Consider the following 12350-nt stretch of genomic DNA (forward strand, 5'->3'; position numbering starts at 1 on the left):
TTTTTGCCAACTCTGCTGCTAGCGATAAACGGCCTAGCATAACTGACTGAGTATTCGCTAAGTCTGACTTACTCGAAGATGCTATAAAATAACACATAGACATTAAGGATTATAATTAAAGTACATACAGCAACGCCGATTGCACTCAAAAATGGTCGATTTGCTAAATTTCCCATCAATTTCTTATCAGCGGTAAATCTAACCAACGGGATCAGTGCAAATGGAATACCAAAGCTTAAGATCACTTGGCTTGCCACCAACGCTTTTTGTTCAGAAACCCCAAGCAAAATAATTAAGATTGCAGGCACCATCGTGATGATTCGCCGTAAACCAATTGGAATACGAAACCGAACGAATCCTTGCATCAGTACCTGTCCTGACATCGTTCCAACAATTGATGAGGACAACCCTGCCAACAGCAGTGCAAAGCCAAAGATATAGCTGGCCATATTGCCGCCCATTAATGGAGTCAGCATTTTATAGCTCTCACCAATGGAAGCAATTTGCTCATAGCCATGGCGATGAAAAGTTGCAGCTGCAAGCGCTAACAAAGCCATATTCACAAGCCCTGCTAACGCCATGCCGATAATCACATCTAAGCGATAATAACGCATCACTTTATGACGTTGAGAAGGTTCGGTGTTAATACGGTTCTGGGATAGCGCTGAGTGCAGATAAATCACATGCGGCATAATTGTGGCACCAAGGATCCCAGCGGCTAGATAAACTGCATAACCATCAGGAAAGGATGGGATGAGTAAACCTTTAGCCAAAGCAACTTGATCTGGCTGACTTAAAAATAGCTCGACAAAAAAACCACCGGCAATAGCCATGATCATGGCACCGATAATGATCTCCATTAAGCGAAAACCAAATCTCTGTAACTGTAAGGCCGCGTAGGTAATCAGACCTGTTAAAATGGCGCCCTGCATCATCGATAAACCAAACAACAGGTTAAATGCTAATGCCGCACCCAGAAATTCTGCCAAATCGGTGGCGATGGCAACGACTTCAGCTTGGATCCAATAAAACCAGACTACCGGTTTTGGATAACGCTCTCGAATCACTTCCGCCAGGTTTTTCCCAGTTGCTAATCCCAGACGTGCCGACATCGACTGAATCAACATTGCCATGAGGTTGGACATTAAAACGACCCATAACAGGGTATAGCCATAGCGTGAGCCAGCCTCAATGTTGGTGGCAAAATTGCCGGGATCGACATAAGCAACCGCCGCAATCAATGCAGGTCCAAACAGCACCATCCATCCGGTGCGTCCGCCTCTTCCAGATAATGTCTGCTGTGCCTGCTGCTGCATTGCAGAATTTGAGATTGATTGGAGCATGTTGAAAATTCCAGCAAAGTTAACCATGGTTAATAATATATATCTGCGTTAATTAATTTCAACCCGGTAAACCGTGTAACTATTCGATTCTTCTACTAAAAAGTCCGAATATCTTAATTTGATCATAAAAAATAAATATAACTATATGATTTTTATAAATTAAATATTTTCTCCTGAACTTTTATTTTATTATTGGATAATTTCAAATGATTCGATAAGTTCTTGCTATCAATCAAAATTTCTAAAGCGAATTTGTTCTTAATGTAGATCAACAAACTTATTCTCAACGTTGCTAATCTTTAAATAAATCAATAAGGAAGTGTGAATATTTCCTTGATGATGCAACCAAAAAACTCGACTATATAGTCTATATCTTTGACATATCGGTACATACGCATGAGCTCATCTAGCAGCGTGGATATATTATCGGACAACAATAAGACTCATCACCCGATGAGAACGCTTGCCCTGTTGGTTGGGTTAACATTCGCTATTGCTGTATTTTCTTTATTAGTCGGACGCTTCACGATTCCGTTTTCAGATTTCTGGGCAGCAATCACAGGTCATGGCATCACCTCTATTGTTCTTTTAAAAGTGCGTATTCCACGCATTGCCGCAGGAATGGCGATAGGGGCATCGTTAGCGGTTTCTGGAACCACATACCAAGGAATATTTCGCAACCCAATGGTTTCACCTGCCATTTTAGGGGCCGCATCTGGCGCAGGACTTGGGGCTGCAATCGCCATTTTATGCTCAATGAGTTTTTTAATGGTACAAACTCTGGCATTTGTGTTTGGCATTCTGGCTGTTTTTATCACCTATCTTGTTGGTGCGGCTATTAGTCGCAATAATGACTCACTATTAAGCTTAGTGCTCACTGGGATTGTCATTTCAGCGTTGGCATCAGCCATTATTTCGTTGATTAAATACCTTGGTGACCCGGAGCAGAAACTGCCTGAGATCACCTTCTGGCTAATGGGAAGCTTATCGTCAGTCACCGCCAATAACCTTTTATGGATGCTTATCCCACTAGCTATCGGAATTATTCCTATCTTATTGTTACGCTGGCATTTGAACCTTTTATGTTTAGGGGACGAACAAGCTAGTGCCTTGGGGATCAATGTTAAAAAAACTCGAATCATTTTAATTCTTGCATCAACCCTTCTAACCGCAGTGTCTGTCGCGATGGGTGGGATCATTGGTTGGGTCGGATTATTAATTCCACATCTAGCTCGCATGTTAGTTGGGCCCAACCACCGAATTTTAATCCCCGCCAGTATTTTCTTAGGGGGGTTGAACCTAATGCTAGTTGATGATTTAGCGCGGTCTTTATTACCGATGGAGTTACCGATTGGGATCTTGACCTCCGTGATTGGTGCCCCATTCTTTCTCTATCTGATGGCCCGCCGTAAAGGTTTATAAAAAGGACAGCTTCATGCAATTTTCAGTTCATAACCTTAAGTGCGGATATAACGATAAAGCCATTGTTCAGAATGTGTCATTTAATGTCCAAGCTGGAGAAATTCTCTGCATTTTAGGGCCAAATGGTGTGGGCAAATCAACGCTGTTTAAATCGATGTTAAACCTTATTCCTCGCCTTGGCGGCGATATCAAAGTTGATGGGAAAAGCCTTGATGGGTGCTCAAGAAAGGATTTAGCCACTCTTTTTGGCTATGTTCCCCAAGCTGGTGACACGGTATTTCCCTTTACCGTACGTGATATGGTGGCTATGGGCCGCACAGCACATTTGAGTATGTTTGGCTTTCCCTCAAAAGATGACCTTAAACAGGTTGATGATGCGATGTATCGCCTTGGGATCATGCACTTAGCATCAAGACGATTTTCGCAGCTCTCTGGCGGTGAACAGCAAATGGTATTGATTGCCCGAGCTCTTGCCCAAGCGCCATTATTACTGGCGATGGATGAACCAACAGCAAGTTTAGATTTTGGCAATCAAGTTGCGGTATTGCGTCAAGTCAGACGCTTAGCCGATGAAGGACTTGCGATTGTTATGATCACGCATTCGCCTGAACAAGCATTTCTGTGTGCATCCAAAGTGCTGCTATTTAGGCGCAATCAACCCTGTTTATTCGGTCCAGTCGATGAAATTGTCACCGAACAAAACTTACATGATGCCTATGGCGTTGATGTAAGAATTAATAATATTGGCCAACAAAATGGTCGCACCATCCGCTCATGTACCCCAATCGTCTCATAACCTATTTTAAATTCGCAATGGAGCGCAATATGTTGAAGAAAAATTTAGCCATGATAGGCCTCACCTATCTGGCATTATGTTCGGGCATCATGAGCCAGAGCGCCATAGCCCAACAAACGCAAACCATCACCGATGACAGTGGACATAAAGTCGTCGTTCCAACTCAGATTAACGCCATTGGGGATGCCTGGCCTGCCCATTTAGAGGTACTGGCAATGCTTGGCGCCGGTTCTAAAGTCGTCTCTTATGTGAATGTAGATTCCCCTGCTCGCCGGCCATGGCTTGCTTTGGTGAATCCGCGAATGTACAAAGCAACACCTGCCTTTACCAAAACCGACGTCAATGACGAAGAGATGCTCAAGCATAAACCGGATGTTGTGTTTTCAATTATCACGCCGCGCATGCGCACCAAACTTAATGAACTTGGGATATCCAATGTTCAGCTCACCTTTACTAACTTTAAAGAGCTCGAGCAGACATTTGATTTAACGGCAAAAATTTTAGGTCCTGCGGCTCAAACTAAAGCTGAGCAATTCAACCATTATCTAGATACCAAGCTTAAAGAGATTCGTTCATACACAAATACTCTCAGTGATAAACAAAAACCGCGTGTTTTACATGTGGTGCATTTTAATCCACTGACCATTGATGGTGGCCATTCATTAATCGATGCTTGGATTAAAGCCGCTGGTGGTAAAAATGTGGCAGAAGCTGTTCATGGCAGTTTAAAAGTAACCTCCAAAGAGCAATTACTGGCTTGGAATCCTGACGTTATTATTTTTGGTGCCACTGCTTTTGCAGACCCAAAAACTCGCAAGCAACAAATCGCAAAACTAGCCAAAGACCCAATGTGGGCAAACGTCAACGCGGTTAAAAACCATCGTTTGTATATCAATCCTAACGGGGCATTTTTATGGGATCGTTATGGCGCTGAAACCGCTTTGCAAATTCAATGGGCCGCCAAATTACTGCACCCAGAACACTTTAAAAATATCAATATGGTGAACGTCACCCGCTCTTTTTATCATCAATTTTTAAATTATGACTTATCGGCTACTCAGCTAAGTGAAATTTTACATGGGCTCCCGCCTCAATCGCATAGTTAACCATTACTAAAACAAAAGGGGCTAAATTGCCCCTTTCGCTTTTCTACCAATAGTTAAGTTACTAATTCAAATTCTTATGTACCGATGCCTGATAAATCGAGTCAACGGCAACTTTAAGAGCGCTATTAAATTCGCTATCACTTTGGGCTGCATTTAAATCTTGCAGCAATGCTCGACTAAATGAGGCTATGATCCCCGGACATTGACTGAGCTTTTCGTTGGCCTCATCACGCTCATAGCCGCCAGAAAGAGCAACCACCCGAACAATATGTGGGTCATCTAACAGTTCGTCGTATTGATGAGGATTTACCGGAATCGAAATCTTAACCATAATTTTCAGCTCATCATCCGCTTGCGCTAAATGCCGTTTAAATTCGCTGAGTAAAAAGCGCTCTGATTTTTCCCGATCATCGGCATTGATATTACATTCAGGCTCCAAAATCGGTACCAGCCCATGTTTGGCAATTTGTAGCCCAATATCGAATTGTTGATCGACAATCGCCCGAATACCGGCTTCATCAAATTGATGGATGACTGAGCGCATTTTCGTGCCAAAAACACCGTGAGAGACAGCTCTCTCAAGCGTCTCATCTAACCCGGGGATGGGTTTCATCAACTGCACACCACTCTCTTGGGGGGCGAGTCCTTTATCACATTTTAAAAATGGTACAATATGTTTGCGCTGCCATAGATATTCGGCACTGCCCAGACCATCAATCGTTCTATCCATGGTGTCTTCAAACAAAATCGACCCCATGATTTTTTCTACATTAAATTCGTCTGAAGTGATCACCCGAGTTCGCATCTGATGAACCAGATCAAACATCTTTTGGTCATCTTTCTTTCCATCAGTTGTATAAGCCGATTCCTCGATTCCATATTCTCGCAAGGCTTTTGGGGTTGATCCTCCTGACTGATCTAAAGCCGCGATAAATCCTTTTCCATTGCGGGCTTGCTCAAGCATTTGCTGATCAATTGGATGGCTAAAATTCATAGTATGCCTCCTTTATCCGAATGTTACAGAATTGTTGTAACTCACTATACCACATCGTAAATATGGACCCAAACTACGTCGTGTCACAGAACTGGGCCTTGATTTGGTAAATTTTTGCTTTAAATGGCTTGACCTTGAAGTTAACTCCAACATTTAGACTGTTTAGTATCAGTTAAACGCAAAGGAGTATCAGCATGAACACAGTTATTGCCATAAGCCAGGCATTTATCGATCTGTGGCTTGATGCAGCGGTTTGGCTAATCTTAGGTTTTATCGTGGCAGGTTTACTACAAAGCTTTATTCGCAGTGATAATTTAGGACGACATTTACAAGGCCGTGGCTTATGGCCTGCAATTAAAGCTGCGATGTTAGGCACACCATTGCCATTGTGCTCTTGCGGGGTGATTCCTGCGGCAATGGGGCTTCGCCGAGCGGGGGCATCCAAAAGCGCAACCACTGCATTTTTAATTGCCACGCCTGAAACAGGCGTTGATTCAATTGCCATTTCATACGCCTTACTTGGGCCATTCATGGCCATTATTCGCCCAATCGCAGCCATTTTCTCAGCGATTGTAAGTGCAACCTTGGTGTTAGTTATTGGCGAAAAAGCTAATAATAACGCCGCTCATACCCATCATGAGGCAGAGCATACTCATGAGCATAGTTGTAGCTGCAGCCATGATCATGACCATCACCACCACGAAGTTAGCCCAGATACACAATCCTGGCTTGCTCGGCTTTGGGGTGGTCAGCGTTATGCATTCACAGAATTGTTAGAAGATTTGTCTATTTGGTTAATTGTTGGATTGGTTATCTCTGCGGTAGTTGTTGCGACCGTGCCATCAGATACTCTTGCCAGTATTAGCCAAGGCCCTTGGGCAATGCTTGTAATGGCGTTAATCGGCGTACCAATGTATATCTGTGCCTCAGCATCAACACCGCTGGCCGCAGGGCTGATGTTAGCAGGGGTTTCACCGGGTGCAATATTAGTCTTTTTACTCGCAGGGCCTGCAACCAATATTGCAACCTTGGGGATTGTTAACAAAGAACTGGGATTTCGTTCTTTAATTAGCTACCTTTCTGGCGTAGTGGTGGTTGCGATTGGTTTTGGGTATCTCACCAATGCACTTGTTGATGCTTGGCAAATCAATATTCAAAGTGAACTTGCCAGTAGCAACCAGCTTTTGCCATGGCCAATCTCTGCCATCGCTGGTATTGCTCTTGCACTGTTAGTTGGTTTCGATCTCTACCACAAGCTCAGCAGTTACTATCGCCGCCGTCACCAAAGTGATAAACAATCCAGCTGTTGTCACGATTCTTGTTGTCATCACTAACAAAAAAGCCTTGATGCATCCATCAAGGCTTAAACAATCAACTTAGCGCAAGACTTCTTTGATGAATTGTCGCTGCGCCTGTTTTTGCCGAGCAGTTAATAACTGCTCAAATAATTTATCTCGAATACTTTCAAAGCTCAGCTTTTGTCTCTGGTGGTGAGCTTCACACCAAAGAATATGCAACCCCATGGGCGATTCGACTGGGCGACTAATTTGCGATTCATTTAGCTTGAATGCAACCTGCTCTAGTTCAGGATAAAGCTTACCTCGAGTTAGAGTTCCCAATTTACCTTCATTTAACGCTGATGGACATTCAGAATAGCGCAGCGCCTTATCAGCAAAACGATCTGGATGTTGGAGCAACTCATCAGCAAGCAACTCCATCCAAGGCAAAAGATTCTCCAATCGGCTTTGCTCTTGAGTATCGTCAGTGATCCGCAAAATATGGCTCAAGGTGACCTGTTCAGCTTGTTCAAATTGTTCAGGATGTTCTTGGTAAAACAGCATTAACTCATCATCTGAAGGCTCGCTTACTTGGGAACTTATCTCGACCAATACAGCATCAGCTTTGAGCGTTTGAGCTAGGCTTTTTCTTAATAAGGATTCATCAAGGTGAAGATAATGCCGCGCCTTTTTGTAATCATCTTTGGACTCAAATAGACCAACAAGCTGATTCAAAGCACGCTTAATTTGCCCAGAGCTGATTTCACTTTGACTATGCTTAGCAACGCGCTGCTCTATCAGTTGAGCCTTTTGCAGCTGCGCCATTAATTGCTGATATTGCATAGAAGACAACTGCTGAGGTAAGCAATGATAGCACTCAATTGAATAACGCAAGAGAGGATAACGTAAGTTTGCTTCGATATTAACTGGATTCATCTGCAGCCTCTAACAATGACTCACCAATCAGATATAATTTATCATCACCAAAATTCACCTGATAATGAATATTCTGCTCATCACGCTCAACGCGCAGAATTTGGCCAACCGCACCTTGCTCAACACGTAATTGCCCTTTCACACTTAAACCACAGAGAGTGCGAACCTTCTGCTTAAATTCAAACAGACTCGGCCACCAAGGTTCATCGCCCGCTAGTAACTCATTTTCACGCATTCCGACCGCATAACCATACTCAGGGAAGAACACGCTATAAATAACGTCTGTTTGTAAAAACACTCCGATTTCACGCACCTCACCAATAGTGCCTTTTTTGACAATCAGCGATCCTCGTTCTGCATTGGGAAAACTACCATCGTTATAAACGCGTTTAATGGCGCGGACCTCATCCCCAATAGAAAATGCATTGTTACTCATCGTCATCCTCCACTAAAGAACTTAAACTCACTCGGCTAGGTCGCAGCCGTTGATAGACTGCCAGTGGTGAGTGGCTAGCTATTTCTTCTTGCGTCTGAGCTTGATATGCTTGCGCCAGTAGCTCACTGGCAGTTGCAAATGCAGCATCTGCTTGCACATCTGCAACATTTGCAATGCGCTGATTAAAGTCTTTTAAAATATGGAGTTGGCGCCCGTTTAACCGATCAATTTCATAGCTTACATGGAAAAAGTCAAAAAACTCCTGCCCTGTAGTTAAACTTTCGACACCCGGAATTTGATCAAACCACTGCATTTAGCCTCCCTGAATGCCCACTTAAGCGATTATATAGAGCCAGTAAATCATCGTTGGTCATTGGCCGTTTATTAGCCTCTGCCCAAACTCGAACTTCAGGTAAAATCGCTTGAAAAAGCGCATCATCAAGTTTGATTCCCAGTTGTTCATACGCCCACTGTAACGCGTGACGACCAGAGTGTTTACCGATAACCAGTTGATGCTCTCGGCCTAAGACTGCCGGGTCAATTCCCTGATAATTATTCGGATCTTGCAAAATAGCTGCAACATGGATACCGGATTCATGGGTAAATACCGCTTCTCCAACAATCGATTTTCCTTTAGAAATAGGCCGATTGGCAGCTTTGCTGACGTACTCGCAAATCTCAGGGAGCATCGCTAATTGATAATGGCTAGATAATTGCGATTGCTGATATTGCACCATCAAAATCTCTTCTAATGGTGCGTTTCCTGCTCGCTCACCAATGCCTAAAACCGTCGTATTCACACTGGTTGCGCCTGAGCGGATCGCAGCTAAGGTATTGGCAGTTGCCATTCCCAGATCATCATGAGCATGCATCTCAACGGCCAGCGAGCTATTGGCTTTAATAATACTGATCCATTGCTGGGTACTAAATGGGTCTAAAATGCCGACCGTATCGGCAAAGCGAACCCGTTTGGCACCTGAATCCTGTGCAACAGCTATCACATCAAGCAGCTCATCAACTTTTGCTCGGGACGCATCTTCCAACCCGACGCTGACATGAAGTCCTAGTTTTAAAGCTTGCTCAATACTCTTGCCCAGTTGGCTTTTAAGCTCATCGAAGCTTAAGTGCAGTTTAAATTGGCGCTGCTGCACCGAAGCTGGTATCGATATATCAATCCAATCAACTCCCAATGAGGCGGCAGCTTGAATATCACTACTCAGCAAACGGCTCCACACCATCATGCTGGTCGAAGGACACAAATTGCGAATCAACCGAATGGTCTGTTGTTCGCTTGCGCCCATTGCAGCAACCCCTACTTCTAACTGCTCAACACCCAACTCAACTAGCGATTTAGCAATCTTGAGTTTTTCATTTCGACTGAAGGCAACGCCAGGCGCCTGTTCTCCATCGCGAAGCGTTGTATCATTTACGATAAAAGCATGTTCCATGGCCTTCTCCGCCTAGCCAAATGCAGGAATAAAGTCACTTCCACTATTTTGTTGCTGCCAATATGGAGAGATTGCTCGAAGCCGCTCAATAATAGGTGGCAAAACTTCTAGCACTTTCTCAATCTCGCGTTCACGGGTATAACGCGACAGTGCAAATCGAATACTGCCGTGGGCAGCTGTTTGAGGGATCTTCATCGCCCGCATCACATGTGATGGTTCCAGCGAACCAGAGGTGCAAGCACTCCCACTAGAGGCCGCGATACCATATTGATTTAACATCAAAAGGATTGCTTCGCCTTCGACATATTCAAATGCAATATTCAGCGTATTTGGCGTGCGATGTTCAACATCGCCGGTCACATAACAGTGACTAATCGCCGAAGTTAAGCCCTGTTGGAGTTTATCGCGCAGTCTGGCAACTTCAGTTGAGACGGTATCAAGATACATTTCGGCTAATTCAGCAGCTTTACCAATGCCAATAATCCCTGTGGTATTTTCTGTGCCTGCTCGGCGACCGCGTTCCTGATGGCCTCCACGTAACCATGGCCGGAATTTTAATCCGCGGCGTGCATATAAAACCCCTACACCTTTAGGTGCATGAATTTTATGCCCGGACATCGAAAGCATATCAATGTCCGTATCTTTAAGATTAATCGCAACTTTTCCTGCGGCCTGAACCGCATCGGTATGAAAAACAATGCCAAATTCTTTGGCCATCGTTGCCATTTTTTCAACTGGGAAAATTGTCCCAGTTTCATTGTTTGCCCACATAATGCTGACAATCGCGACATTTTCGCTCAGCAATTGTTGATATTGCTCTAAGTCCAGTCGGCCTTTGCCATCCACTGGTAAATAGTGAATTTTATAGCCTTCTTCGCGCTCTAAATACTCACACAACTGCAAAATAGCGGGATGTTCAACAACCGTTGTAATAATTTCACGCCGTTCTGGATAAGCAGTAATTGCACTGCGAATCGCGGTATTATCTGACTCACTTCCACAAGAGGTAAAAATAATTTCACTGTCAAATTCGGCACCCAATAATGATTGAACTTGAGCTCTGGCCACAACGAGCGCTTTTTCAACTTCGGCACCAAACTGATGAATCGATGATGGATTACCATAATACTGACTAAAATAAGGCATCAAGGTATCAAGAACGACCGGATCAACTCGAGTTGTCGCATTGTTATCTAAATAAATTCCAGACATATCATTCTCCTATAACCTATTATGCTGTTTGTGCTGATGGTTCCATAGCAACGTTGACTAACCGATAATAATGGCCTAACTGCTCCATCAATTGCTGACTTAACCAACCGAGAGTCATGTCAGTCATCATGCAGCCCTGACAATTACCAGAGAGCATCACCGCGACCTCATTACCACGGACTCCAACAAGTTCGATATCACCGCCATCGGCTTGCAGAGAAGGACGTAATTTTTCAATCACTTTAGCAATAGCAGCCAACGTTTTTTTATCCTGTTCATTGGCAACGACAATCTCAGGATGAGTTTCAGGAGTCGTGGCTGCTTTTTCTGTTGCCACTTCAGGTTGTTCATCTTCCATCTTAATTTTTGCCAGCAACGCTTCGATTTTTTCATGGCAGCTAGCACAAGCGCCACCGGCTTTGGTGTAATTAACCACCTCGGCTAACGTTGTAAGATGGTTGGTCCGAACAGCACGGGTAATCATGCCTTCATCCACACCAAAACAGCGACAAACTAACGCGCCTTCTTCTTCTTCATGCTGTTCGATGGTTTCACCACGAAATTGAGCAATCGCAACATGTAACGCTTCTTGACCCATCACCGAACAATGCATTTTTTCAGCAGGAAGACCATCGAGATATTTAGCAATATCTTGGTTGGTGACCTTACTAGCTTCTTCTAAGGTATGCCCAATAATCATCTCGGTTAATGCCGAAGAAGAGGCTATCGCACTACCACAGCCAAACGTCTGAAACCCAGCATCTTCAATCACATCGGTATCAGGATTAACTTTCAACATCAGACGCAGCGCATCGCCACAACTCAGTGAGCCTACATCGCCGACGGCGTTTGCATTTTCGACCACTTTGGCATTTCGTGGATTAAAAAAATGATCTTTTACTTTTTCGGAATAATTCCACATCACAAGCTCCTTATTGGTTGATAGCGGTGTCCATTTGGCGCCAATTGCACTCGGTGCTTGAACACGCACACTCTGCCAGTTTTGGTTTAATGACCAATGCAGGTTCATTGGCAGCAAATTCAATATCAAGCTGAATTGAAACCACCTGTTTTAGCAAATCAGCACTGATCCAAATCGCCAGTCCATCAAGATTTTCCTGGCGATCATCAAGCTCACAATGAGTGCGCAACTTAGCTTTCACACTAATCCCCTGACAACGATTTCCAACCCCATATAGCCGCAATCCTCGCGCTGGATAATCCTCGGCTAGACGCAGAAGGTAAGATTTAGCTTGTTCGGTTGCTACAATCACGTTCGCTCCTTTAAAACTGGTTTACGTGATGTGTTGCAAATCATGAACCAAAATAAAAACTATTTAAAATCAATCAATTAAAATAGAACAATGATGAGGGCATAAG

The 12350-nt window shown here is 43.9% G+C and carries 13 protein-coding genes; 4 read left to right on the forward strand and 9 right to left on the reverse strand.

Going from position 1 to position 12350, the window contains the following annotated elements; genetic code table 11:
- Nucleotides 1-68: 68 nt before the first annotated feature.
- Nucleotides 69-1316, reverse strand: coding sequence for an Nramp family divalent metal transporter (locus ABTQ23_RS14625; RefSeq protein WP_408616531.1), 1248 nt, complete (start codon nt 1314-1316; stop codon nt 69-71).
- Between the two features lie 423 nt (nt 1317-1739).
- Between ABTQ23_RS14625 and ABTQ23_RS14630 the strand changes: the two genes are divergently transcribed.
- The 3 genes from ABTQ23_RS14630 to ABTQ23_RS14640 are packed head-to-tail and all read left to right on the forward strand — an operon-like array spanning nt 1740 to nt 4667.
- On the forward strand, nt 1740-2765 hold the full coding sequence (locus ABTQ23_RS14630) for a FecCD family ABC transporter permease (protein ID WP_408616483.1): 1026 nt from the start codon (nt 1740-1742) through the stop codon (nt 2763-2765).
- A gap of 13 nt (nt 2766-2778) precedes the next feature.
- On the forward strand, nt 2779-3561 hold the full coding sequence (locus tag ABTQ23_RS14635; protein WP_408616484.1) for an ABC transporter ATP-binding protein: 783 nt from the start codon (nt 2779-2781) through the stop codon (nt 3559-3561).
- A gap of 29 nt (nt 3562-3590) precedes the next feature.
- Nucleotides 3591-4667, forward strand: coding sequence for an ABC transporter substrate-binding protein (locus ABTQ23_RS14640; protein WP_408616485.1), 1077 nt, complete (start codon nt 3591-3593; stop codon nt 4665-4667).
- Between the two features lie 61 nt (nt 4668-4728).
- Here the strand turns inward: ABTQ23_RS14640 and ABTQ23_RS14645 are convergent, their stop codons facing one another.
- Nucleotides 4729-5643 (reverse strand): fructose bisphosphate aldolase, encoded by a 915-nt coding sequence (locus tag ABTQ23_RS14645; RefSeq protein ID WP_408616532.1) that lies wholly within the window; start codon nt 5641-5643, stop codon nt 4729-4731.
- A gap of 212 nt (nt 5644-5855) precedes the next feature.
- Here ABTQ23_RS14645 and ABTQ23_RS14650 point away from each other — a divergent pair, with 212 nt between their 5' ends.
- Complete coding sequence (locus tag ABTQ23_RS14650; protein WP_408616486.1) at nt 5856-6995, forward strand: SO_0444 family Cu/Zn efflux transporter; 1140 nt, start codon at nt 5856-5858, stop codon at nt 6993-6995.
- A gap of 42 nt (nt 6996-7037) precedes the next feature.
- Here ABTQ23_RS14650 and ABTQ23_RS14655 read toward each other — a convergent pair whose 3' ends face one another.
- The 7 genes from ABTQ23_RS14655 to ABTQ23_RS14685 are packed head-to-tail and all read right to left on the reverse strand — an operon-like array spanning nt 7038 to nt 12244.
- Nucleotides 7038-7874, reverse strand: coding sequence for a peptidylprolyl isomerase (locus tag ABTQ23_RS14655; RefSeq protein WP_408616487.1), 837 nt, complete (start codon nt 7872-7874; stop codon nt 7038-7040).
- The gene (locus ABTQ23_RS14660) at nt 7861-8310 is read right to left on the reverse strand and encodes a nitrogen fixation protein NifZ (RefSeq protein ID WP_408616488.1); all 450 of its coding nucleotides are present in this window, start codon (nt 8308-8310) and stop codon (nt 7861-7863) included. Before ABTQ23_RS14660 ends, ABTQ23_RS14655 begins: the two co-directional genes overlap by 14 nt.
- The gene (locus tag ABTQ23_RS14665; RefSeq protein ID WP_408616489.1) at nt 8303-8623 is read right to left on the reverse strand and encodes a nitrogenase-stabilizing/protective protein NifW; all 321 of its coding nucleotides are present in this window, start codon (nt 8621-8623) and stop codon (nt 8303-8305) included. Before ABTQ23_RS14665 ends, ABTQ23_RS14660 begins: the two co-directional genes overlap by 8 nt.
- Nucleotides 8610-9758, reverse strand: a complete 1149-nt coding sequence (nifV, locus tag ABTQ23_RS14670; RefSeq protein WP_408616490.1) for a homocitrate synthase — start codon at nt 9756-9758, stop codon at nt 8610-8612. Before nifV ends, ABTQ23_RS14665 begins: the two co-directional genes overlap by 14 nt.
- 12 nt (nt 9759-9770) lie before the next feature.
- Nucleotides 9771-10970, reverse strand: coding sequence for a cysteine desulfurase NifS (nifS, locus tag ABTQ23_RS14675; protein WP_408616491.1), 1200 nt, complete (start codon nt 10968-10970; stop codon nt 9771-9773).
- A gap of 19 nt (nt 10971-10989) precedes the next feature.
- Nucleotides 10990-11892, reverse strand: coding sequence for a Fe-S cluster assembly protein NifU (nifU, locus tag ABTQ23_RS14680; protein ID WP_408616492.1), 903 nt, complete (start codon nt 11890-11892; stop codon nt 10990-10992).
- A gap of 10 nt (nt 11893-11902) precedes the next feature.
- On the reverse strand, nt 11903-12244 hold the full coding sequence (locus tag ABTQ23_RS14685) for a hypothetical protein (RefSeq protein ID WP_408616493.1): 342 nt from the start codon (nt 12242-12244) through the stop codon (nt 11903-11905).
- Between the last annotated feature and the right edge of the window lie 106 nt (nt 12245-12350).

This window comes from Celerinatantimonas sediminis (genome assembly GCF_046054195.1).
Classification (GTDB): Bacteria; Pseudomonadota; Gammaproteobacteria; order Enterobacterales; family Celerinatantimonadaceae; genus Celerinatantimonas.

Coding starts and splice junctions, on each gene's coding strand:
- nifS (WP_408616491.1), bottom strand. CDS start 10,970: ATGTCTGGAATTTATTTAGATAACAATGCGACAACTCGAGTTGATCCG.
- ABTQ23_RS14655 (WP_408616487.1), bottom strand. CDS start 7,874: ATGAATCCAGTTAATATCGAAGCAAACTTACGTTATCCTCTCTTGCGT.
- ABTQ23_RS14635 (WP_408616484.1), top strand. CDS start 2,779: ATGCAATTTTCAGTTCATAACCTTAAGTGCGGATATAACGATAAAGCC.
- ABTQ23_RS14630 (WP_408616483.1), top strand. CDS start 1,740: ATGAGCTCATCTAGCAGCGTGGATATATTATCGGACAACAATAAGACT.
- ABTQ23_RS14625 (WP_408616531.1), bottom strand. CDS start 1,316: ATGCAGCAGCAGGCACAGCAGACATTATCTGGAAGAGGCGGACGCACC.
- ABTQ23_RS14660 (WP_408616488.1), bottom strand. CDS start 8,310: ATGAGTAACAATGCATTTTCTATTGGGGATGAGGTCCGCGCCATTAAA.
- nifU (WP_408616492.1), bottom strand. CDS start 11,892: ATGTGGAATTATTCCGAAAAAGTAAAAGATCATTTTTTTAATCCACGA.
- nifV (WP_408616490.1), bottom strand. CDS start 9,758: ATGGAACATGCTTTTATCGTAAATGATACAACGCTTCGCGATGGAGAA.
- ABTQ23_RS14650 (WP_408616486.1), top strand. CDS start 5,856: ATGAACACAGTTATTGCCATAAGCCAGGCATTTATCGATCTGTGGCTT.
- ABTQ23_RS14640 (WP_408616485.1), top strand. CDS start 3,591: ATGTTGAAGAAAAATTTAGCCATGATAGGCCTCACCTATCTGGCATTA.
- ABTQ23_RS14665 (WP_408616489.1), bottom strand. CDS start 8,623: ATGCAGTGGTTTGATCAAATTCCGGGTGTCGAAAGTTTAACTACAGGG.